Origin of the sequence: Lentibacillus daqui (assembly GCF_027186265.1) — a bacterium.
Lineage (GTDB): Bacteria > Bacillota > Bacilli > Bacillales > Amphibacillaceae > Lentibacillus_C > Lentibacillus_C daqui.
The window spans coordinates 2923637-2946787 of the sequence record NZ_CP114176.1 but is presented as its reverse complement, the minus strand read 5'-3'; the positions used below and the strand labels follow the sequence as shown (position 1 = coordinate 2946787).

The window sequence follows — 23151 nt, the reverse complement described above, 5'->3', positions numbered from 1 at the left end:
ATTAAACAAGGGTTTACTGATTTCTCGCATTATTAAATTTCTGCGATAATTTCTCGAACGTACATACGATGCCGTGTAATATCAAAATCATTATCCAGACGAATGTGAAATAGTTTAATTGTTCGGTATGATACATTGGAAACTTGTCAAAAAGCATATGTAATTTTGAAACGACCCACTCACCTTTTTTGTTTAAACCCAAGATGATCCAAATTTTAGAGCCATCAAATAAAATAAAAACGATTTGAAAAAATGCAAACAAGAGTAGATTCATCAACCAAGTAAAACGCCATTTGGAAGGTTTTTTTCCTGACACAGTTTCTGTCTTACAACATAAATCATCGACCATTATATAATCTCCCTTCTCTTGTAAATTGTTATGGAAAGCCTCCAAGACAGCAGATACAAACATATAGCTATCACGAAACCGGAGCCAAACAACTGCCCATTACTTAATACTTGAGGAACAATACGCGTATCTAACAGGTACAGATACAGATAGTAGAATGCATACGAGCCCGCTATGTGAAGGAGAACGTACAATATAAGCAATGTGAAAATAACTTTTTGCTTTGAAATCCAATAGAAAACAGGAAAGCATAATGCTCCTAAAAACATCATCAAGACCACACTACCGACCACTTCTTTCCAAAGTGACATATTCCAGCCGGCTTTAAAAATTAGCTCAAGCACCATGACTGCACTTGAGCAGATGAACGTTATAACTAGTAAACCAGCGTACCTGGAACTGACAACCTCACTACGGGTAAATGGCAAAGCATTCCATAATCTATGCCCATTCGCTTGCTCATCAGCATAAAATGCGTCCATCATTAAATAGGCGCTGATTAAGGTGATAATGAATATGGCATCTTTATCAAAGGCTATAAAAAAGATGAGCATTGCAAAATATATGATCCATAAAAATTTATGAATGGCTAAATCTTTTTTAATTAACTGAAGCATCCGCTTTACCTCCCCGGGAATAATACATAATCTCTTCCAAACTTGCTCTTTCAATGATTGCTTCATAACCAAATAATTCATCGACCGCCTCAAAATTAGCGCTTAAAGCTTCAAATCCGCTATCCGTCCGTTTAATGGATAGAAAATATTGCTCGGTATCCTGATCAAGCAATTCCACTTCGCCACGAACGATTGCATATTCCGCTTCTATTTCGGGCAATCCTTTTGAAAAGACGAGCTCTCCCTGATCAATAAAAGTGATATAGTCGGCAAGGGAAGATAAATCGCTCATAATATGGGTCGATAAAAAAATAGTTTTTTCCTCATTCAGCATGACGTCATGCAAAAGCTCCATCAATTCTCTGCGAAAAATCGGATCGAGGTTCGCGGCCGGCTCATCCATAATAAGAAGGTCTGCTTGATGCGACAATGCAAATGCGAGAGCGGCTTTCACTTTCATTCCATCTGAAAAAGATTTCATATTTTGTCTGAGTGGAAGTTCAAATCGCTCACAATATTGGTAAAACAAAGGATCGTCCCATCTCCGGTAACAAGGAGCGATCATTTTTTTCATATCACGTAATGTCAATTCTTTGTATAACATATCATCGTTAAAAACAAATCCGATTCTTTCTTTAATGGATTTTTCGTTTTGTTTGTAGTTCATACCCAACACACGGATTTCACCAGAGTCAGGATGAAGCAAATTCATGATCATTTTGATAACAGTCGACTTGCCGGCTCCATTGGCACCGATAAAACCTGTCACGAATCCCTTTTTTACTTGCAATGACAAATCTTTGATACCAAAGCTTTTGAATGATTTATGTACATTCCGTAATTCGATAGCATGCTCCATCTTTATCTCTCCTCATACAAAATGGTTAACCATTCCTTGATTTCTTTTAGTGACAACCCTATCTCTTTGCTGCCTGCAATGACTTCTAATAACTTCTCCTCAATGGTTGCCAATTTCTTTTCTTTCACGACATCTTCATTTTGTTCCGCGATAAAAGAACCTTTTCCTACGATTGAATAAATAAATCCTTCTTTCTCCAACTCCTCATATGCACGCTTGGTCGTAATGACACTTATATGCAGATCTTTTGCCAACTGACGCATTGAGGGAAGGGCATCTCCTTCTTTTAATTCGCCCGATAGTACTTTTTCTTTGACCTGACTTTTTATTTGATAATAAATGGATTCTTTGGAACTATTGGAAATCAGAATTTGCATCTTTGTCCTCCCTTTTGTAACAGTCACCAAGTAATATATACATTATATACAACAAATACATTATACACAATAAAAAATTATGGTTATCTTGAAAAATTAAAATGATGCCACAGTTATGTAGAGCATTGTAATGCAATTTTAAACAAGAAAATAGCTACTCTCTATCATAATACGCTTCAAACATGAAAAAACTATGATACATCAATTCATAAAAAGGATGTATCATCATGCGGATTTTTCAAGTTTTTCAAGTCGTTATCTTGCTGCAATTATTTTTTATCCCAACTACAATATCAGCCGAAACACCGCAGCCTAAGCAAATGAAGATCCATTTCATTGACGTAGGACAAGGGGACAGTACGCTTATTGAAACCCCGGGTAAGAAAAACATTTTAATTGATGCCGGGCCCCCGAGAGCGGGGAAGGATGTGGTGGAATTTCTTAAAGCGCGTGGCATCAAGAAAATTGATCTGTTAATTGCCACACATCCGGATATCGATCATATTGGCGGACTTCCAACAGTAATGAAATCCTTCAAGATTGACAAAGCATTGGATTCGGGCAAATTGCACTCAACCAAGACATATGTACGATATATTAATCAAATTCACAAACATAAAATTCCGGTTAACATTGCCAAGCAAGGTGACGTGGTGGATGTTGACCCATTAGTGGATATCAGTGTGTTGAATTCATATGAGGAACATAAAAATAATAATCAATCCTCCATTGTGTTAAAAGTCGGCTATAACGAGGTTGACTTTTTGCTTATGGCAGATGCAGAGCGCGGGCAGGAAGAACAATTGATGGAGCAAGAAAAAGATGTTCAATCAGACATTTATAAAGTTGGTCATCACGGATCAAATACAAGCACATCGTATCGATTTCTCAATTTGGTCAAACCGAAAGTAGCTATCTTAACCTATAGCAAAATGAATCATTATGGACATCCAGTCGACCGGGTTGTCGGCAATTTGCAGCGAATCCATTCCATGATATATTCTACCGCGGTCTATGGTGACATTTCCATTGTGACAAACGGGAAAGGATATTTTATTTTCACGGAAAAATCACCAATGGATGGATTAACCGGAAAAGCGGGATAGAATTAACAAATTTTCAGTAAAATATATTTACAAATTTAAACAAAAATGATATCATACTAATATAGTCATAATATGATATCAAAGGAGGAGACACCATGAAGGAACGAGCTGCATGGTCAATGAATGGATTTTTGGGGATTATTATCATAGCAGTCCTCATTGCTGGAACTGTTATTAGTTTCATTCAAACACAGTTTATTATTGGGGCGATTTGTTTGGTGGTTGCCATTGTATTGGGAAGCGGGGTCACATTGGTACAGCCTAACCAGTCAGTGGTCGTAATTTTTCTTGGGAAATATATGGGGACGATTCGACGGGAAGGAATTGTTGTTACGGTACCATTTTCCATACGAAGAACGATTTCATTACGGGTGCGAAATTTCAATAGTAAGCTGTTAAAAGTCAATGATGTCAATGGGAATCCGATCGAAATTGCTGCGGTGATTGTGTTCAAAGTAATTGATTCGGCAAAAGCGGTGTTCGATGTCGATGATTATAAACAGTTTGTTGAGATCCAAAGTGAAACTGCAATTCGCGCGGTCGCAACCAAATATCCGTATGATACATTTGAAAATACGAAGTTAAGTCTGCGGGGAAATGCGGAAGAGGTATCCAATGAGTTAACCGACGAATTACAGGATCGTCTAAAAGTTGCCGGCGTGGAAGTGATTGAGGCACGATTGACGCATTTGGCCTATTCGACCGAGATTGCCCAGGCGATGCTACAGCGACAACAAGCAGATGCCATTATTGCCGCTCGCTGGAAAATCGTTGAAGGCGCGGTTGGTATGGTACAGGACGCAATTAAGCAAATTGAGAAGCAAGGGATTGTTGATTTGGATGAAGAACGCCGGGTAGCAATGATTAATAATTTGCTGGTCTCGATTGTTTCCGATAATGGATCTCAACCGGTCATCAATACGGGATCACTGTATCAATAAGGTTTAAAAGAGGGATTCGATGGCGAAGAAAAAGAATTTCCCGTTACGCATAGATCCGGCACTATACGATATTTTACAACGATGGGCAAAGGATGAATTTCGCAGCGTCAACAGCCATGTGGAATTCTTGCTTAGAGAGGCGGCCAAGCGCGCTGGCAGGCTTCCGAAGAAGGACGATAAGAAGATTGGGGAAGATTAGTACAGGTTAGGAAAAGTGATCCCTTAGCGCCTGGTTAGAAGCACATGAAGGATTACTTTTTTGTTCTTATCGGACATATAAAAAGGCGTTGCACTATACATAGTGTAACGCCTTTTTAGTTTTTTTTGAAAATTATATTGACATCAACAAGTATAGCGGCATTGTTTAGGCCTAATGGTGGTTATCTTGTTATTCGGATTGGCGCAGGGTTTTCTAATCGACTTCATTATTGCTATTGCTCAATCATTTTCAATTGTGTTTTTCTATGAAATACTGTTGATTGCAATTGTATTATACGGGATCAGTTGGTTATTATTGAGGAAAATAACCATTCATGCTGCACGTTAGTCTTGTAGCATCGTAAAATTAAATCTTGAACGGAAATCAACCGGGGAACCTGTTGATATCAACTTGAGGGTGCAGGAATCAACCGAGTGTGAGCGAATAAAGCAGCTATCCGCTTCTAATGTGAATGGAATAGCTGCTATAATTGCTCACATTCTTGAATTAAATTACCAAATAAACGTTGAATGGATTGTTGTTTTTTTAAAGGAAGTCCTTTTAAGCGGTGAATGTTTGTTTTGAACTCGGGATGTTGCATGATATATTCAACGATCTCCATCGCCTCGACATCAAAGGATTCAGCATCGGAACTGTAGACACGTTTGAAGTCCCTCAACAGATCTTCGCGTACGGAATAATTGCCAACCAGTTGGTCAATGGATACGTCGAATACCATGCTCAATTCAATAAGGGAAGACACATCCGGGATCACCACGTTGTTTTCCCATTTGGCGATCACAGAGCGGGAAGTTGATAGTCGCTTTGCCAAGTCGTTTTGGGTCCACTTGTGTTGTTTACGCAAAAATTTGATGTTATAGGAAATCTGCTCCAAGTTCATGATCATCACACTCTGTTTAGATAGAATAAATAAAAAACATGTTAACTAAATTTATCCTATCAGACATTAGCGAAAATAAATGCTTTTCATTGTTCTGATATAGAACATATAGTAAAATATTCCTAAACAGAACGTGAAGGGGATGAGTTACTTGGTTAGCTGCCTGATTTTGTATCACCAAACCATTACAAGTCTAACAAAATGCTTCATGTTGCGGGTAATGTTTACGGAAGAAGAACTGGAAATTCATGTTGAAGGGGATCATACGGTGTATATTTTCCTTTGGAATGTCGATAAATCAGCCGTCTGGCAAGCAGCATTAATGTTTGAATTGACAAATATCATGACAGGGTATGGATTTGGCAAGCGAAAGGAAGATGCAGAAAGTGAAGCAAGAAAAATATTATATAAACGTATTGCTTTGGAATATAAGCAAAAGCCCTTTGTGAAGGAAAACAAGGCGAAATATTATGTCGATATGGCAGAATAAATATAATTCACCTTATCCACAAACTTATCAACAAACCGAAAGACGATATAGCAGTTTGTTGATAAGTTACCAACATGATTAACAAGTTGTGGATAAGTGTAGCCCGTTAGTGTGTGATAAACAAAAACGAAGCCGGATATGTTAGCTCCGGCTCCGTTTTTGTGAAAATTGTTCATACACCTTATCTGCACCCTTGAACTCGCGTTGGTACAATACTTCCTGCGTCTTGTTTAAAAATTTCTCTTGATGAACGTCCTTTTTATTTTTACCCATCGATATCCCTCACTTTTGTGTGGTTTGAAACCCCAGCAGCAAGCCGAGCATCTCGCGTTTTTCTATGTCTAGGTTTACCGGGATGGTAAAAATTATACGAATCAGGAAACTTCTTCATCCTTAATTGTAAATAGGCTTCATATGGATTTTTAGTTGAACAAGCGTACTATTTTTTCACTTATTTATTTTAAAATTTGTTTCAATGCACTTTCCACATCCGGATAACGAAACGGATATTGAAAAGTTTCCGCTTTTTTTGGGAGTACATATTGTCCCTTGGTGATTAGCTCACTCACTTGCCCAAGACTGGTGTGAATCAGTGTGGTGGGGGTGGGGAGCCAATATGGCCGGTGGAGCACCCGGGCTAATAGGCGGATGAACGCTTTATTCCGTTTCGGTTTTGGTGCGGTAACATTAACCGGTCCGTCAATATGTTCATTTTGTATACAAAACAGAATCAACTGAACGACATCATCAATATGAACCCAGGAAATCCATTGCTCTCCACTGCCGGTTTTCCCGCCGATGAACAATCTTACCGGTAAACTCATGTAGGGAAGTGCCCCTTTTTCTCCCAGGATCACGCCAAACCGGGTAAATACAGTACGGATTCCTAATTCACTTGCCTGGCTGGCAGTTTTTTCCCAATCGGTAACCACTTGGGCTAAAAAATCATTTCCTGGAGTCGTTGTTTGCTCGGTGAAAATCTGATCATCAGACATACCATAATAACCAACTGCGGAACCGCTGATAAATACCGATGGCTTCTTGTCCATTTGTTGCACAAGGTCAATCACAGTCTGTGTAGTTAAAATTCGACTATTTCGAATGGCTTCTTTTTTCCTCGGTGTCCAATAGCCAAACAGCGACTCGCCGGCCAGATTCACGACAGCATGGATAATCGGTAAAGCTTTGGGCGTTTCCGGATAGTGCAGATAGGTAGTGTTTGTTGTATTGTGATATTTTTCAGGAAACCGGGTGAGGACATAGGCATGATGACCTTCTTTTGTTAATAATTGGGTCAAATGACGGCCAACAAAACCGGTTCCTCCAGTAATTAAGATATTCAAGGTTTTCACTCCTTTTAGGTAAAGATCAGTTTATGTTGGTAATCTTGACATGCAGCATCTTCTTTATAGTATATTCCATAACCAGGATTGCTATTTGCTAAATCATAGTACATATGTTCATCGTTTTGGTATGATAAAGATGGGGGTGCTAATTTGACGAAAATCACACGAATTACGACGCAAAAAAGACAAAACAGCCGTTATAATATTTACATTGACAATGGGGACGGTGAACAATATGGTTTCAGTGTCGATGAAGCTGTCCTGATTGAATATCATCTGAAAAAGGGACTTGAACTGGATGATGCAATGATTACGACCCTATTGAAAAAAGATAGCTTTCATAAATCATATACCCTGGCGATTAATTATTTAAGCTACCGAATGCGAACAAAAAAGGAAATGCATGATTTTTTATTAAAAAAAGAAGTGGATGAAGAGCAGATTAGTAAGATTCTTAGCCGACTTGAGCAAGAAAAATTGATTGATGATAAGCAATTTGCCGAGTCTTTTGTTCGAACCAGAATCAATACAACAACAAAAGGTCCCAGACTTGTACAAAAAGAGTTACAAGAAAAAGGGGTGGCAGCAGATATTGCCGGTCAGGCAGTCACAGCTTATACCTACGAAATACAATATGAAAAGGCATGCAAAGTCGTGGAAAAAAAGCTGAATCAATCCAGCAAACATTCTTTTCGACAGCGACTTCAGCAGCTACAAGGAAATTTACTGCAAAAAGGTTTTACCCAGCCAATTATCAAGGATGTCCTTGACGAAATGGCAGAACAAAAAGATGATGACGCCGAATGGGAAGCGCTTGTCCATCATGGAGAAAAAGTCATGCGTAAATACGGGAAAAAACAATCCGGTCAGATGCTGGATCAAAAGGTGAAAGAGGCATTATTCCGTAAAGGGTTTGCCATCGAGCAGATTAATCGGTTTTTGGATGAATACAGTGGGGGAGAGTAACCGGAAGCTTTAAATGCTTCCGGTTGAAAGTTGAAATTAGCATGTGCGTCAATAACAACGCTTTTGTGGTTGATAGAAGCGTGCAGGTGATTGATATCTGGTTTTCCCGGTCGTAATAGAGGCGAAGAAGGTCGATATTTCCTTCATTCCGGTTGAAACCGACGTGTAAGTGGTCGATAACATCATGCAAGCGGTTGATACCGGTCGAAATAACTGCGATGGGGGTCGATATATCTTTCTTTCTGGTTGATATCATCATGTGAGTGGTCGATAACACCACTTTTTGGTTGATAGTAATATACATGAGGTTGATATTCAGGCCTTTCCGGTTGATGTTCTGTTCTATCCAGTCGATATTTCAACAAATTCTACCGATATTCATCTGCCATCAAGTGCTACACGACATTTTTACCATCACAATTACATATATATTATTCTCACAAAAAAATTCCACTTAAAAAAGAGGAATTTTTTATCTTTTGTCGAAATTGTAACGTATAAACCAATGTAGGAAGGAGCAATCCATTGAAAGTTATTAAACACAGAAAAAAACCTTATGTTATTTTATGTTATGAGGCGCTATTTCGTAATTTGAAAGAACGTTACAGGAAGAATCCAAAACTCTTAGAACGCTATAACCGCTTTAATGCAGGGTATTTAGGAGAAAAAGATGTTGACTTTAGCCTAATGCAGTTCCCCCGGAAAAATTTCTACGTCATTCATGATATCCGTCTAAAAATCCACAACTTTCATTTTCAAATAGACACGTTAATTATTTGCGATAAATTCATCTGTATCTTGGAAATAAAAAATATCGCTGGAATCATAGAATGCGATAGCAAATTGAATCAATTAGTTCAAATTAATGGGGATAAAAGAATGGCTTTACAAGATCCTATACTACAGGCCGAAACACAAAAAAGACATTTACAAGATTGGCTGCATCAATTTAACATATCAATCCCACTAGATACATTAGTGGTTAGTAGCAACCCCTCCACCATTATTAATATAAAGCAAAACGCCCCCATTATTTATAGAAAACTGATACGAATGGAAAGTTTGCATTTACATTTGGATCAACTAGCGGAAAAATATACAGCTCATCCCTTATCAATCCAGCAAATTAAAAACTTGAATAACCTAATTTTACATGCCAATGCACCACTTCATCCAGATTTAATTAAACGGTTTAACATTCAGGAAAGACACCTTCACACCAGAATTTCATGTCCTAAATGTGGACAACCTGCAATAACCCGGACGTATGGAAAATGGGTATGCCAAAAATGCTCAGCAACAGAAATAAAATTGCATGAGCGGGTTATTTTAGACTATTTTTTGCTCTACCATGACACCATAACAAACAGCCAGTGCCGACGTTTACTAAGCATTGATTCCCCCAGAGTTATTTATCGGTTACTAAAATCAATGGGTTTGAAATATTCCGGGAAAAATAGTGGAAGAATCTACTATGCTCCAAAAGTTGATGAGTATCCACAGGATTCAGATTTCCCTGGTAAGTTCCAGTCTGTATTGGACATTTTTTGATTGATCAAATTTCCAATGCTTAAGGACAGGGGTGACTCCATGTTTTTATGTTTACATGGTTGATATCCTCTATTTATCGGTTGATATGCGTGCCTCATTGGTCGATATTATGTGCTATGTGGTTGATATAGCACGCTATCTGGTCGATATGCGCACATTATGGTTGATAAAAAGCGCTATCTGGTCGATATCCTGCACTCCCCGGTTGATAAAGAGTGGCACTCGGTCGATAAACGAACGCTGCAGGTTGATGCAACACGCCATTCAGTCGATATCCTTTCCTGCCAAGCAAATATCCTCGCATAACACTTGTTTAAAAATATGACGACATAAACCATTCATTTTTATTGTCTTAAACTAGTGGAAAAATGTAAACTGATAGGTAGTGGGTAACTTGCAAAGGACTAAGGCTTTTTAATTATAGTAACCATGGTTTTAGTCTTTATAGAGTGCCTTACTGGAAAGGGGACAATGATGTTGGACTATCGTTACAGTGATTATTCGATTGAGCAGTTACGCCAGGAGGTTGGCCGGCTTAAGGAGAAAGCGCAAAAAGCCGAACAGCTTGGCAATATTAGCGAAGTTGCCGTCAATGAACGGAAAATGCAAGTTGCCATGGCTTATATGTTGAACCCGGAAGATTTTCACCCGGATGATATTCATCAAATTGCTGGTGATCCTGGTCATACTTTTAAAATAAATTATATTAACGGTGTGTTTGCTTGGGGTCATCGGTTGAATTTGTTGAACGAGCAATATGAAAAGGAAGAAGCAGTTCCGATTTCGGTATTGGGGGAAAAAGTAAACTAGGGATCGCCACCCTTTGCGAGGGTGCGATCCCTAGTGTTTTGCTGATTTCGTTACACCGGATTATCTCCAAACAACAGTTTATTCTGCAGCTTCTGTTCCGAATAAATCCAACCGGTATACGAACTCATAATTTTCATATTATCATCAATGTGCACAACGGCTATAAATGGGTAATGTCCTTTGGAGCGATACCGAAGATCAATAAATCGCACTTCGGTAAAATCATCAAAGTCATTAATTTCCCAACGATAGACCGGGGAAAAGGACAAAAACGCCGCAACGTTCGAATCCTTTTGCGCGACCCTCATAATTTCCGTATTTGGCAATGGAACGCGATCAAATTTGTCGACAATTTGGATATGACCATTTTCAACACGGCTGACATAAAATTTATCCGTTGTTGTAATCGCCACACGCCATGTGTTTTGCTTGATAGTCGGTGACGTGGTGATTGACTGGATATCCGGAAAGTAATCACGTATTTTTTTTACAATTTCCCGCTTATCAAGGTACCGTTTAATGTAATATAATAAGATAACCGTGTAAACGATGATCCATGTATAGCCCGGATTAGCACCGAGTATCCAGGCGATAATTCCGGCGATATGCAAAAGAAAAATATACGGGTCGAATGTATTGATGAACCCATGTGCGATCCAGCGATCGGTAAAGGGCCGGTATGCCTGGGTTCCATATGCGTTAAAAATATCGACAAGCACATGGATAACCACAGCTACAAACGTCCAGAGCCATAAATGGAAAAAGTTAACCTGTGGAACAAACGCGTGGATCAAACCGGCAATTAACACGCCCCACATGAGTATCGCAGGAACGGAATGGGTCGCTCCACGGTGGTTTCGGATATAAGCGTCATTGCCTTTCATTTTTAGGATTGTATCAAAGTCAGGTGCATGGGAACCTACAACTGTTCCAACTAAGATAGCGTGAAATAGTGTAGGATCGTTGTGGACGGCTGGATCAAGTGTTGCTAATCCGCCAAGCGCTATCCCCATGACGATATGGGTGCCAGTGTCCATGAAGCAAGTTCCTCCTTATAAATTTTTCTTTTGTGTTAAAAGGAAACCTTTTGAACACAAAATTTTATACGATTGGTGCAATAATTATATGCCGAAAAAAGTTTGTGCATGATGATGTTTACTGTTAGTACTACTTATTATTGTATCATAAAGGGTGAAATATTTTGATAGATAAACGGTTACAGAATTTTGACATTCTGGAATTTCAACGGGATTTAATCGCTTGGTACAAACAAAATAAGCGTGATCTTCCCTGGCGAAAAGTGCGGGATCCTTATAAAATATGGGTTTCCGAAATTATGCTTCAACAAACAAAGGTTGATACGGTTATCCCTTATTTTCACCGATTTATTGAAAAATATCCAACCCCAAAAGCATTGGCTGAAGCAGATGAGCAGGACGTACTGAAGACATGGGAAGGATTGGGTTATTATTCCCGCGCCCGCAACTTGCAAACGGCTGTTAAAGAAGTGGTTGCCAGTTACGGCGGTGAAGTACCGGATACGCCTGAAGATTTGGGTGCATTAAAAGGTGTTGGCCCTTATACAAAAGGTGCCATTTTATCAATTGCGTTTGATCAGCCAGAACCTGCAGTGGACGGGAATGTCATGCGTGTTCTTTCCCGCGTGCTGCTTGTTGACGATGATATTGCCAAATCCAGTACAAAAAAACGGTTTGAAAAGCTGGCGGCAGCACTTATTTCAAAAGAAGATCCGTCGTCGTTTAACCAAGGAATCATGGAATTGGGGGCGCTTGTTTGTACGCCGAAATCACCTGCATGTCTGCTTTGCCCACTACAACGGCATTGCCGGGCATTTGCACAGGGATTGGAAGAAGAGTTACCGGTTAAATCGAAAGGGAAAAAACAAAAAACGGTTCCCTATGCTGCATTATTAATCAAAAATGAGCATGGTCAATATGTGATTGAAAAACGTTCCGATCACGGTTTATTAGCTAATCTTTGGCAGTTTCCAATGGTTCCAATCGATGAAATTGGAATGGATCATATAGCAAATTGGCTATTCGCCGAGTATGGTTTGCGGATCAACCTGGGTGCTGAAGCTGGGACCCTCAAACATATTTTTACCCATTTAATTTGGCAATTAAACATATATTACGCTACTACAAAGCAGACAGAGACGGCTGATGATCGGATCCGCTTTGTGAACCAGTCTGATTTGGCAGCCTACCCATTTCCTGTTTCCCATCAAAAGATGCTGAAATATATTGGGTAAATGGTGGATTTGATTAAGGATCCTTTACTTCGAGGCGTCATTTGTGAGGTAAATTTTACCTATTATTTAGTTTGGATAACTTCCGCTATGTGGAGCATGTTAAGTAGTGCGGAGGTGATATTGATGGCTAAGAACAACAAACAGGGTGCAAATGTTCAAAAGGCTTCCCAAGGTCAATTCGGTACTGAATTTGCATCTGAGACAAACGCTCAAAAAGTGAAGCAGCAAAACAATAAAGCTGCTCAAGGACAGAGCCAAGGCCAATCTCAATTTGGTACTGAATTTGCATCTGAAACAGAAGCACAAAAAGTAAGAAAACAAAATCAAAAATCTCAACAAAATAAGCAGTAACCACCTACCCCGATTTTTGCAAAAAGAGTTTCCTGCCCAGGAAGCTCTTTTTGTCATTATGAGCTTGTACAGCTGATTTCTGTGTCCTACAGAACATGGGCGGCTTTGGCAGAAGATCCCCACCTCGATGAGAAGCGGAAATACAAGCCAACGAGCAAGGAAGGCCGGCTTAAAACGGGCTTGCGCTCAGATGTCGGGATAGCCTTTTGAAGGGGTATGTTATTTTACCCGGACTTTTTGAACATCCTTTTGAAATGGCGGTTTGAGCTTTTCCTATTCCAGTTATTTACGTTATAATGATCATAAAGGGTGAGGAAGGGTAGATAATATGGCAGGTCCCGAAGCAGGTTCAAAAATTGAAATACATAGTTATAAACATAGCGGCCAACTACACCGAATATGGAAGAACAGTCTGGTTCTAAAGGGTACTGACTCCGTTGTCATTGCGGCAAATGATAAAACTGATGTTATCGAAAGTGATGGACGAACATGGGTAACCAGAGAGCCGGCAATTTGCTACTTTGATGCGAACTTTTGGTTTAATATTATCGGCATGCTGCGAACGAATGGGATTTATTATTATTGCAATATTGGATCTCCATTTGTGTATGATGAAGGAGCTTTGAAATATATTGACTATGATTTGGATGTAAAAGTATACCCGGATATGACCTTTGATATTCTTGATGAAGATGAATATGAAGAACATAAAAAGCAAATGAATTATCCGGATGTAATTGATCGGATTTTACATAGAAATTTGGACATTTTATTAAGATGGATTCACCAGCGGAAAGGTCCATTTGCCGCTTATTTTGTTGATCAATGGTATGAGATGTATCTGACATACAGGTAGTTTTTTCGCCGAATTTTTGTTAAGAGTATAGCGTCTATAACAAATGATAACCACAATTATCGAGACAGTGAGCTATTTAGTTGCTCGCTTGCACCATTCACTTTATAATACTGGGCGTAACCAATGATATCCTGTCATAAACGAATTGATTAAAGAAATAATATATACACTAGAGAAGTTCCTTGTTACACTGTAGCAAGGGTTTTCTATTGTTACGCACAAGGTAGGTGCAATCATGAGTAGTATTAAACAATATTTACGGTTTGTGAAACCATATAAATGGAAAATCGTCTGGACGGTACTGATCGGGATTATTAAATTTGCGATCCCATTACTCATGCCATTGATTTTAAAATATGTAATCGACAATATTATTAGTGTCGATGATTTGACTCATGCGGAAAAACTGCACAAACTATTTTGGATAATGAGTGGAGCGTTTGTCGTCTTTATCATTTTGCGTCCGCCAGTTGAGTATTATCGACAGTATTTGGCGCAATGGGTTGGGAATAAAGTCTTGTACGATATCCGTGATCGCTTGTTTGACCATATCCAAAAACTGAGCTTGAGATTTTATGCCCAGACAAAAACCGGCGAAATTATTTCCCGGGTAATACATGATGTCGAACAATCGAAAGTCTTTGTCATTACTGGACTGATGAATGTTTGGCTGGATATGATTACAATTGTTATTGCGATTGGGATCATGCTGACGATGAATATTCCGTTGACAATTGTCGCAATCATCCTTTTTCCGTTTTTCGGTTTTTCTATTAAGTATTTTTATGGGAGATTACGTCGGTTAACCAGGAATAGATCGCAGGCGCTTGCCGAAGTCCAGGGACACTTGCATGAGCGGGTCCAAGGATTGCCGGTAACGAGAAGCTTTGCACTTGAAGATTATGAGCAATCCCAATTTGATAAACGCAACATGAATTTTCTTGATCGGGCGCTGCTGCATACAGACTGGAATGCTAAAACATTTGCAGTAACCAATACCATTACTGACCTTGCTCCATTATTAGTCATTGCCTTTGCCGGGTACCAGGTGATTAACGGTCATCTGACAATAGGAACGATGGCTGCTTTTTATGGCTATATGGAGCGCGTGTACAGCCCTTTGCGTCGCCTGATCAATTCATCAACGACTTTGACACAATCAATCGCCTCGATCGATCGTGTATTTGAATTTATGAATGTAAAATATGATATAACGGATAAACCTGATGCAAAGGAACTCCGTCATGCAGAAGGAACGATTGATATAGAGAACGTGTCGTTTCAGTATGAGGAAGAAGAGCCTCCCGTGCTGAAGGATGTTTCTTTACATGTGAAAAAAGGTGAAACTATTGCCTTTGTTGGCATGAGCGGAGGTGGAAAGTCAACAATTGTTAGCCTGATACCCCGATTCTATGATGTTACAGCTGGTTCCATTAAGGTAGATGGCATGGATGTCCGTGATTTAAAGGCTCGTTCATTGCGTGATAACATTGGTATGGTACTTCAGGATAATACGCTATTTTCCGAATCGATCGCTATGAATATTCGTATGGGAAAACCTGATGCAACCGATGAAGAGGTGGTTGCGGCCGCTAAAGCAGCGAATGCAGACATCTTTATCAAGGATTTACCTCATGGATACGACACCTTGGTTGGGGAACGCGGTGTAAAATTGTCTGGTGGACAAAAACAACGAATCGCCATCGCCCGTGTCTTCTTGAAAAATCCGCCAATCCTGATTTTTGACGAAGCAACCTCTGCCCTTGATTTGGAAAGTGAGCACACCATACAGGAAGCGATGGAAAAACTGGCATCAGACCGGACCACATTTATTGTCGCCCACCGTCTGGCAACGATTACCCATGCCGATCGCATTGTTGTTATTGAAAATGGCAGGATTATCGAAGTCGGCTCACATGATGAACTGATGCAAAAACAAGGCAGCTATTATGATTTATATCAAGTACAGAATCTTGATCAGGACGAACCGGTACGTGCAAAATCGCATTAGTTTGTAAAAAACTCCCCCGTTGAGCCTGCTGACATAAGAAAACATGAAGAAACCTTATAAAATCAACGTTTTCAGGGGGGATACCATACAAACTAACTTCAATTGTACTCTTTGACTTTATGCCTAAAAAGGTACCGGCAACAAGTATTGTAATTTATCCGAGGTTAGTATCCCTCCAACAACAAAATCCGCTGCGATGTGTAAAACAACCGCTGTGAGAAGAACACCGCTAAGCATAGCAAGAATAAAAAAGAGATAGTGACTTGAGTCTTTTACTTATTATAGCCGGCTTCTTTTTGTGGGCGGCTGGGGAGGGTTGGGATTATTATTTATGGCTAGCTGTGCTTTGCTCGCCTCCATTTTAAATATTATAATCATGGCGCTCATAACACGGTTTAAATGGAAGAACTCTGAAAATTAACCGGCTATCCATTTTCTTTTAATGACAAATGCTTCTATTTCCGCTATACTATAATCAACAATTATCGAAAGGGTGAACAAAGGGAACATGAAGTACTAATCCTGTTTTTTAAAAGAATGAATTCCATAGGAGTATGATAACAGCAGATTGTAAACTCGAAATCTGTGTGCCCTCTTGCTGTATTATTTTTCATGCTCTCATGGAACGATTTCAGAACAGGATTAGCCTTTATCCTTTGTGATAAATACCCGTATGAAATGAGCGATATGTATGCCCATTTCCTTTTTTTGGCGACTCCTGTTCTGAATGTAGAATAGGGGTTTTTCTTATGCAGTTACCCTCCCCTATTCCCATCCTTCATAGATACGGAGATGATTTTATGACAATTTTAGAAGCACATCATATCAAACACAGTATCAAAGACCGGGAACTATTTTCGATAGAGCATTTAGTTGTTCATGCCAAAGACCGTATTGGTTTAGTCGGGAAGAACGGCTCAGGAAAAACAACTTTGCTCAACCTCCTTGCCGGTAAGATTCCGCCAGAACAAGGTACGATTCACATGCATACTTCCGTGGAATTATTGCCACAATTAAAAGAGAAGCGTGATGAAAAAAGCGGCGGGGAAGTGACGCAGGCTTATATCGTAGAAGCTTTACAGAAGCAAACCGGCCTCCTTCTTGCTGATGAGCCGACAACCAATCTGGATACAGCCCATATTGAATGGCTTGAAAAACAGCTGTCCCATTGGCAGGGAGCATTAATTGTCGTCTCTCATGATCGCAATTTTTTAGATAAACTATGCCAGCAAATTTGGGAAATTGATGAAAAGAGCATCCAAATTTATTCCGGCAACTATACAGCATACCGGGAGCAGAAGGAAAAAGAAATCGAAAAACAACGTCTGGATTATGAGCATTATCAGCAGAAAAGAAGGCAGCTTGAGCAGGCGATACAGAAAAAAGAGCAAAAAGCACAGCGGGTAACTAAAACACCAAAAAGTAAAATTGGTTCCACGGAAGAATCATTAAAAGGAGCGAAGCCCTACTTTGCGAAAAAGCAGAAAAAGCTGCAAAAAACATCCAAAGCTTTGGAAAGCCGATTAGAAAATCTGGAAAAAGTGGAGAAGGTAAGAGAGGCTGCTCCCTTGAAAATGACACTTCCCCATCAAGAAAAATTGCAGCAGAAAATTATTTTACGAATAGAGGATGTAGAAGGTGCTGTTCCCGGGAAACAATTATGGAAAAAAGCCAGTTTAAATATAAAGAGCGGAGATAAGGTTGGCATCATCGGCCCAAACGGAGCAGGCAAAACAACGTTTATTAAAAAAATAATGAATAGAGATTCCGGCATCACGTTAAATCCGTCTATTAAAACAGGTTATTTTCAACAGGATTTATCTACCTTAAATCAGGAAAAGTCGATTCTGGAAAATGCCAAAGAAACCTCTAAGCAGGATGAAACCCTGATTCGGACGGTTTTAGCAAGACTGCATTTCTATGGTGATGATGTATTTAAGCCTGTTCACGTGCTTAGCGGCGGTGAGCAGGTTAAGGTGGCATTTGCAAAGCTATTTGTCAGTGATATCAATATGCTTATTCTGGATGAGCCGACAAACTACCTCGATATAGAGGCGGTCGAAGCATTAGAGGGTCTGCTTCAAGCCTATGAGGGTACTGTTTTATTTGTATCCCATGACCGGCAGTTTATCGAAAATATCGCAACCAAGGTCATTGAAATAAATCAGCAGCAGCTCACCTTTTTTGATGGGAACATCCAGCAGCTCCATCAAGAACCAACGGAAAAAGAGACGCAAGAAGATCCAATCGAACAGCAGTTAATGATTATTGAAACGAAGATAACAGAAACATTAAGCAAGCTCAGCCTGGAGCCATCGGATGAACTGGATCAGGAATTTCAAAAGCTTCTCCAGCAAAAACGCGCGCTTTTAAATCAGCAAAAGGAATGATAGAATAAGATTTGTTCAGCAGGAGGTTCTCTCTCCTGCTTCTCTTTTATACCTATTTCAGAAAAGAACTTCACCATGGAGTAAACAACGAAATCAATCGATAGAGCAGCCATAGAACTAAACCATGTCAGCTATTCTGATGAAGATTTAGATATTATTACTCGATCGAAAAAAGGAAGGACTCGATCGAAACCAAGAGGCGCCGCATGGATATAATGAAAGAACCACACAAGTAATTGATACCATTCCAAGGGGGAAACATGCATGGAAAAAATCATGATTGTAGAAGACGACTTGAAAATTGCCGAATATCTTCATTCCTATATTACGAAATACGGTTATGCGGTTGCTGTAACGGATGATTTTGAACATTTAATGGATGCATTTAACAAGGAACAGCCAGATCTTGTTTTGCTTGATATAAATTTACCTAGTTATGATGGTTATTATTGGTGTCGGCAAATTCGTAAACAGTCGATTTGCCCGGTCATTTTCATTTCTGCACGCACCGGAGAAATGGACCAGGTCATGGCATTGGAAAATGGTGGGGACGACTTCATTACCAAGCCATTTTCTCCGGATATTGTCATGGCCAAAATTCGCAGCCAACTAAGGCGGGCGTATGGAGAATATGCAGTGAAGCACGAGGAAAGAGTGTTAGTTAAAGAAGGACTGCGGTTGTTCCCGGAACGATTCGAATTGCGGTTGGGAGATGATGTTGTGTCCTTGACAAAGAAGGAAACGGATATCTTGGAAAGTCTGATGGATCGGTATCCGCGTGTTGCCGGCAGAGAGGATTTGCTGGAAAAACTATGGGATGAGCAAGCATATGTGGATGAAAATACACTAAATGTAAATATCACCCGCGTTCGGAAAAAGTTTCAGGAGCTTGGGATTGAGGACGCGGTAGAAACAGTAAGGGGTGCAGGATATCGGCTTCAGATTACGTGGAAGGAGGACTAGACAATGAAACTGTTTATTCGCGAACATGTTTTGCTAATCATTGTGCAATGTCTCCAATGTGTGATTATTCCTATTATATTATGTCTGGATGGCTACCGGAATATCAAGTTAATCGGTTATGCCATCTTTCTTTCATTTTTCTTCCTTATCTGTTACCTCATCTACCGGTATGTGAGCAGACGCTATTTTTACCAAAAACTATCCCAACCGATGAAAACATTGGATGCATCGCTGGAACAAACCGATCAGACACCGATATCCCATGCGCTTGATCAATTGTTGCATACGCAATACCGCTTATATCAAGAACAACTCCGAACTGCAATGGATCAACAGGACGAGCACTTAATGTTTATGGATCGCTGGGTACACCAGATGAAAACGCCGCTCTCTGTAATTCGGTTAACCGCGCAAAATCTGGATGAACCAGAATCTTCAAGCATTCGGGAGGAAACCGATCGCATCAGTAATGGGTTAAATACCGTATTGTATATGGCGCGACTGCGAACCATTGAGGGAGATTTTCATATCAAACCGGTTGTTCTGTCCAAACTTGCACATGAGGTGAATCAAGAAAATAAGCGATTTTACATACGTAATGAAGTCTATCCGCAGCTACACGAAGCAAAATCTGGGATAACGGTTGAAACAGATGAGAAATGGCTGTTTTTCATGCTGTCACAGCTTGTCCATAATGCTGTAAAATATTCTGCCGGAAAGGATAAGCGCATTATCCTGTCATTGTACGAACGAGACGGAGAAGCAGTACTGGAAGTGAAGGATTTTGGCATTGGTATCGCCGTTGCTGATCAAAAACGCATTTTTAATAAATTTTACACCGGAGAAAATGGACGCAAATATCGTGAATCCACGGGGATGGGCCTTTATCTGGTAAAAGAAGTATGCAACAAGCTGGAACATGGTTTAGAATTTGATTCCGAGGTAGGCAAAGGAACAAGCATAAGGATCATTTTTCCCCGGTCGCAAAATCTTACATCGGTGTAAGAAACGTGAAAGCATAATCGATAGTAACTCCTTATCAATCGCGCTATACTAATTCCAGAAAAGATGTTCAAGAGCGTGCTTAAAAAGACTGGTAATAATAATGACACAGCAACCCTGGTCTTTTTGAACGCGATCAGAAACGAGCTGGAAAGGAGAACGATGATGCTTAAACTAACCAATGTAGGCAAAGTATATGAGGGAAAAGTTGCTTACAGGGCATTGACCGATATTAATTTGGAAATTGAAAAGGGGGAATTTGTCGCAATTATGGGGCCGTCTGGCAGTGGGAAAACGACATTGCTCAATATTATTTCCACAATTGATGCCCCAACAACCGGAGACGTGGCAATCGAAGGGAAAAACCCGCACACGCTCAAAAAAAATGCACTCGCCAAATTTCGCCGGCAGGAACTTGGGTTTGTGTTTCAGGATTTTAACTTACTGCACACGTTGACCGTGGAGGAAAATATCGTTTTGCCGTTAACGTTAGACGGGAAACCAGTAAAGGAAATGAAGGAGAAAGCCCAACAAATTGCCGATGTATTAGGGATTACTTCCATTATGGGAAAGCGGACATACGAAATTTCTGGCGGTCAGGCACAGCGGGTTGCCGTTGCACGGGCTATGATTCATGAACCAAAGTTGTTACTTGCGGATGAACCGACTGGAAACCTTGATTCAAAGGCGTCCAAAGATGTGATGGAAATGCTTGTGTCCATTAATAAACAGGAAAAAACAAGTTTATTGATGGTGACACACGACCCACAGGCAGCCAGTTATTCAGATCGTGTCATATTTATTCGGGATGGCAAGCTGCATTCCGAAATCCACCGCGGGGACAGCAGGCAGGCATTCTTCCAGAAAATCATTGATATGCTTTCCTTGATGGGAGGGGATGACAATGACTTTTCGTCAGTTCGCGTTTAATAATGTTTTACGCAACAAACGGCTATATGTCGCCTATTTCCTAAGCAGCATGTTTACGGTGATGGTATTTTTCACGTTTGCCATTTTTGCCTTTCATCCTGCTTTTTCAGGGGGATCGGTGAATTCAAAGGCAATGTTTGGTATGGCAGTTGCCGGTGGGATTATCTACGTTTTTTCTTTCTTTTTTGTATTGTATTCGATGAGTTCATTCTTGCAATCGAGAAAGAGAGAGTTTGGGTTGTTGATGATCCAGGGGGCATCCAGCGGGCAAATTCGTTGGATGGTATTTTTGGAAAATATGCTGATTGGCTTTTTTGCAACTGTTGGCGGGATAGTACTTGGACTAGTATTTGCTAAAGTGATCCTCATGCTTGCGGAAAATGTGCTGATCATTAGCGAGTCGCTGGATTTTTATTTTCCAACACTAGCAATTATCATAACGTTTATTAGCTTCATCATCTTGTTTTTGTTTATATCCTTGTTTGTTTCGTTTATATTAAGAACAAAGAAACTGATTGATTTGATCAAGGGAGATAAACAGTCAAAAGGGGAGCCAAAAGCTTCTGCATTACTGGCCATTCTTGCTGCGCTATTGTTGATAGCCGGGTATGCAACTGCATTATTTGTCAAGGGTGTAATGGTCGTTATGGTGATGGTTCCGGTTATTATTGTGGTGATTCTCGGAACCTATCTGCTCTTCACCCAGTTGAGTGTGTCCATCATTCGCCGCTTGAAAAAGAATAAACCAATTTTTTGGCGGCAAACGAATATGCTGCTTTTCTCTGACCTGTCATTTCGATTGAAGGATAATGCCAGAACATTTTTCATGGTGGCGATTATTTCTACGGTAGCTTTCAGTGCGATTGGAACGCTGTATGGTTTTCAATCGTATCTGACAAATGGAATGAAAGAAGCCAATTCATATTCCATTACGTATTATCCGCTTGAAGATGAGAGTAAAACCGATATCAAACAAGACGTTAAGCAGATTAATACGATTTTACAAGAAGAAAACATTCAGGCAGCAACGGAAAAGGTAACATTAAATTACTTCGATCTTGGAGATAACCAGAATGTCTTAATAGCCAAGGCATCGGATTATAATCGATTTGCCAGGCTCATTGACGAAAAGGAACTGCATCCAAAAGAAAATGAAGCGGTTGTGATGGATAATAGTCAGAGCTTGACGAATACAAATGAGGGTGAAACCTTGATGAAATCCCCGGTTAAACTGGATGATGGCAGGGAGATTCAACCTTATCGAAAAGCAACTTCCAGTGTACTACCTGAATTTAGAGCTTACTATGTTGTCAATGACCATGTATATGATCAACTGGGAAAACCGGTAAGAAGCGGGGATCATTTTGTTTGGCAAGCAGAATCCGGTCAATCCGATCAACTCATTAACGCCGGCAAAAAAATATCTGAACAAGTTGGATTTACAGCACAAGCATTCGATTATATAGATTACCAAATCAATAAAGCCTATGGTCCAATTATGTTTATTGGCTTATTCATCGGGATTGTGTTCTTTGTATCGGCAGGAAGTTTCCTCTATTTCCGATTGTATACCGATTTGGATGAGGATAAGCAGAAATTCGGTTCCATTGCCAAAATCGGGCTGACGCAACGGGAATTGAAAAAAGTCGTGAACAGACAAACAGCGATCCTATTCTTCGCACCAATTGTTGTTGCCTTGGTACATGGAGCGGTCGCACTTACAGCATTGGCGCACCTTTTCGAATATAATTTGTTTAAGGAGGCTTCTCTTGTACTGGGAGGATTTGCCCTTATCCAAATTGTTTATTTCTTGATTGTACGGTATTTCTATGTGAAGCAGATTAGGTCGGCGATTTATTAACAA

Annotated in this window: 27 protein-coding genes; 18 read left to right on the top strand and 9 right to left on the bottom strand. The window is 40.0% G+C overall.

Features of this window, described 5'->3' with window-relative positions; all coding sequences use genetic code 11:
* Nucleotides 1-13: 13 nt before the first annotated feature.
* The 4 genes from O2S85_RS18985 to O2S85_RS14900 are packed head-to-tail and all read right to left on the bottom strand — an operon-like array spanning nucleotide 14 to nucleotide 2202.
* Nucleotides 14-349, bottom strand: a complete 336-nt coding sequence (locus tag O2S85_RS18985; RefSeq protein WP_500796417.1) for a YfzA family protein — start codon at nucleotides 347-349, stop codon at nucleotides 14-16.
* Nucleotides 349-966 carry an ABC-2 transporter permease gene (locus O2S85_RS14910; RefSeq protein WP_269410101.1) on the bottom strand — a complete coding sequence of 206 codons (618 nt, stop codon included), beginning with the start codon at nucleotides 964-966 and terminating at the stop codon, nucleotides 349-351. The genes O2S85_RS18985 and O2S85_RS14910 overlap by 1 nt, the downstream gene beginning before the upstream one ends.
* The gene (locus O2S85_RS14905; RefSeq protein WP_269410100.1) at nucleotides 950-1825 is read right to left on the bottom strand and encodes an ABC transporter ATP-binding protein; all 876 of its coding nucleotides are present in this window, start codon (nucleotides 1823-1825) and stop codon (nucleotides 950-952) included. The genes O2S85_RS14910 and O2S85_RS14905 overlap by 17 nt, the downstream gene beginning before the upstream one ends.
* Nucleotides 1826-1827: 2 nt before the next feature.
* A complete protein-coding gene (locus O2S85_RS14900; protein ID WP_269410099.1) occupies nucleotides 1828-2202 on the bottom strand; it encodes a GntR family transcriptional regulator in 375 nt (124 codons plus the stop codon).
* Between the two features lie 227 nt (nucleotides 2203-2429).
* Here O2S85_RS14900 and O2S85_RS14895 point away from each other — a divergent pair, with 227 nt between their 5' ends.
* From O2S85_RS14895 to O2S85_RS14880, 4 genes are all read left to right on the top strand, one after another.
* Nucleotides 2430-3308: a ComEC/Rec2 family competence protein gene (locus O2S85_RS14895; protein ID WP_269410098.1), complete on the top strand. Its 879-nt coding sequence runs from the start codon at nucleotides 2430-2432 to the stop codon at nucleotides 3306-3308.
* A gap of 95 nt (nucleotides 3309-3403) precedes the next feature.
* Nucleotides 3404-4249, top strand: a complete 846-nt coding sequence (locus O2S85_RS14890; protein ID WP_269410097.1) for an SPFH domain-containing protein — start codon at nucleotides 3404-3406, stop codon at nucleotides 4247-4249.
* Nucleotides 4250-4268: 19 nt separating this feature from the next.
* Complete coding sequence (locus tag O2S85_RS14885) at nucleotides 4269-4448, top strand: type II toxin-antitoxin system antitoxin (RefSeq protein ID WP_269410096.1); 180 nt, start codon at nucleotides 4269-4271, stop codon at nucleotides 4446-4448.
* Between the two features lie 174 nt (nucleotides 4449-4622).
* Complete coding sequence (locus O2S85_RS14880) at nucleotides 4623-4796, top strand: hypothetical protein (protein ID WP_269410095.1); 174 nt, start codon at nucleotides 4623-4625, stop codon at nucleotides 4794-4796.
* A gap of 136 nt (nucleotides 4797-4932) precedes the next feature.
* Here the strand turns inward: O2S85_RS14880 and O2S85_RS14875 are convergent, their stop codons facing one another.
* On the bottom strand, nucleotides 4933-5349 hold the full coding sequence (locus O2S85_RS14875) for a helix-turn-helix domain-containing protein (RefSeq protein ID WP_269410094.1): 417 nt from the start codon (nucleotides 5347-5349) through the stop codon (nucleotides 4933-4935).
* Nucleotides 5350-5491: 142 nt separating this feature from the next.
* Between O2S85_RS14875 and O2S85_RS14870 the strand changes: the two genes are divergently transcribed.
* Entirely contained in the window at nucleotides 5492-5839 is a 348-nt protein-coding gene (locus tag O2S85_RS14870) for a hypothetical protein (protein ID WP_269410093.1), read from the top strand.
* Between the two features lie 141 nt (nucleotides 5840-5980).
* Here O2S85_RS14870 and O2S85_RS14865 read toward each other — a convergent pair whose 3' ends face one another.
* Both O2S85_RS14865 and O2S85_RS14860 read right to left on the bottom strand, forming a co-directional pair.
* A complete protein-coding gene (locus tag O2S85_RS14865) occupies nucleotides 5981-6112 on the bottom strand; it encodes a YfhE family protein (RefSeq protein ID WP_269410092.1) in 132 nt (43 codons plus the stop codon).
* 182 nt (nucleotides 6113-6294) lie between these two features.
* Nucleotides 6295-7182, bottom strand: coding sequence for a TIGR01777 family oxidoreductase (locus O2S85_RS14860; RefSeq protein ID WP_269410091.1), 888 nt, complete (start codon nucleotides 7180-7182; stop codon nucleotides 6295-6297).
* A gap of 153 nt (nucleotides 7183-7335) precedes the next feature.
* Between O2S85_RS14860 and recX the strand changes: the two genes are divergently transcribed.
* On the top strand, nucleotides 7336-8151 hold the full coding sequence (recX, locus tag O2S85_RS14855) for a recombination regulator RecX (protein ID WP_269410090.1): 816 nt from the start codon (nucleotides 7336-7338) through the stop codon (nucleotides 8149-8151).
* 182 nt (nucleotides 8152-8333) lie between these two features.
* Here the strand turns inward: recX and O2S85_RS14850 are convergent, their stop codons facing one another.
* Nucleotides 8334-8513: a hypothetical protein gene (locus O2S85_RS14850; RefSeq protein ID WP_269410089.1), complete on the bottom strand. Its 180-nt coding sequence runs from the start codon at nucleotides 8511-8513 to the stop codon at nucleotides 8334-8336.
* Between the two features lie 163 nt (nucleotides 8514-8676).
* Here O2S85_RS14850 and O2S85_RS14845 point away from each other — a divergent pair, with 163 nt between their 5' ends.
* The 3 genes from O2S85_RS14845 (at nucleotide 8677) to O2S85_RS14835 (ending at nucleotide 10512) form a co-directional block, all read left to right on the top strand.
* Complete coding sequence (locus O2S85_RS14845; protein WP_269410088.1) at nucleotides 8677-9702, top strand: NERD domain-containing protein; 1026 nt, start codon at nucleotides 8677-8679, stop codon at nucleotides 9700-9702.
* A 159-nt stretch (nucleotides 9703-9861) separates the two neighbouring features.
* Nucleotides 9862-10008 carry a hypothetical protein gene (locus O2S85_RS14840; RefSeq protein WP_269410087.1) on the top strand — a complete coding sequence of 49 codons (147 nt, stop codon included), beginning with the start codon at nucleotides 9862-9864 and terminating at the stop codon, nucleotides 10006-10008.
* A 171-nt stretch (nucleotides 10009-10179) separates the two neighbouring features.
* Entirely contained in the window at nucleotides 10180-10512 is a 333-nt protein-coding gene (locus tag O2S85_RS14835) for a YfhH family protein (RefSeq protein ID WP_269412599.1), read from the top strand.
* Between the two features lie 50 nt (nucleotides 10513-10562).
* On the opposite strand, the gene O2S85_RS14830 is transcribed toward O2S85_RS14835, so the two are convergent.
* The gene (locus O2S85_RS14830) at nucleotides 10563-11549 is read right to left on the bottom strand and encodes a metal-dependent hydrolase (RefSeq protein ID WP_269410086.1); all 987 of its coding nucleotides are present in this window, start codon (nucleotides 11547-11549) and stop codon (nucleotides 10563-10565) included.
* Nucleotides 11550-11716: 167 nt separating this feature from the next.
* Here O2S85_RS14830 and mutY point away from each other — a divergent pair, with 167 nt between their 5' ends.
* The 9 genes from mutY (at nucleotide 11717) to O2S85_RS14785 (ending at nucleotide 23148) form a co-directional block, all read left to right on the top strand.
* A complete protein-coding gene (gene mutY, locus O2S85_RS14825; protein WP_439649462.1) occupies nucleotides 11717-12784 on the top strand; it encodes an A/G-specific adenine glycosylase in 1068 nt (355 codons plus the stop codon).
* Nucleotides 12785-12907: 123 nt separating this feature from the next.
* Entirely contained in the window at nucleotides 12908-13135 is a 228-nt protein-coding gene (locus tag O2S85_RS14820; protein WP_269410084.1) for a gamma-type small acid-soluble spore protein, read from the top strand.
* A gap of 328 nt (nucleotides 13136-13463) precedes the next feature.
* Nucleotides 13464-13991 (top strand): nucleoside tri-diphosphate phosphatase, encoded by a 528-nt coding sequence (gene ntdP, locus O2S85_RS14815; protein ID WP_269410083.1) that lies wholly within the window; start codon nucleotides 13464-13466, stop codon nucleotides 13989-13991.
* Nucleotides 13992-14226: 235 nt separating this feature from the next.
* Nucleotides 14227-16002 carry an ABC transporter ATP-binding protein gene (locus O2S85_RS14810; protein ID WP_269410081.1) on the top strand — a complete coding sequence of 592 codons (1776 nt, stop codon included), beginning with the start codon at nucleotides 14227-14229 and terminating at the stop codon, nucleotides 16000-16002.
* Between the two features lie 800 nt (nucleotides 16003-16802).
* The gene (locus O2S85_RS14805) at nucleotides 16803-18392 is read left to right on the top strand and encodes a Vga family ABC-F type ribosomal protection protein (protein WP_269410079.1); all 1590 of its coding nucleotides are present in this window, start codon (nucleotides 16803-16805) and stop codon (nucleotides 18390-18392) included.
* 264 nt (nucleotides 18393-18656) lie between these two features.
* Nucleotides 18657-19355, top strand: a complete 699-nt coding sequence (locus O2S85_RS14800; protein WP_269410077.1) for a response regulator transcription factor — start codon at nucleotides 18657-18659, stop codon at nucleotides 19353-19355.
* Nucleotides 19356-19358: 3 nt separating this feature from the next.
* Complete coding sequence (locus O2S85_RS14795) at nucleotides 19359-20360, top strand: sensor histidine kinase (RefSeq protein WP_269410076.1); 1002 nt, start codon at nucleotides 19359-19361, stop codon at nucleotides 20358-20360.
* A 162-nt stretch (nucleotides 20361-20522) separates the two neighbouring features.
* Complete coding sequence (locus O2S85_RS14790) at nucleotides 20523-21287, top strand: ABC transporter ATP-binding protein (RefSeq protein ID WP_269412598.1); 765 nt, start codon at nucleotides 20523-20525, stop codon at nucleotides 21285-21287.
* Nucleotides 21262-23148, top strand: a complete 1887-nt coding sequence (locus O2S85_RS14785; RefSeq protein WP_269410075.1) for an ABC transporter permease — start codon at nucleotides 21262-21264, stop codon at nucleotides 23146-23148. The genes O2S85_RS14790 and O2S85_RS14785 overlap by 26 nt, the downstream gene beginning before the upstream one ends.
* Nucleotides 23149-23151: the final 3 nt, after the last annotated feature.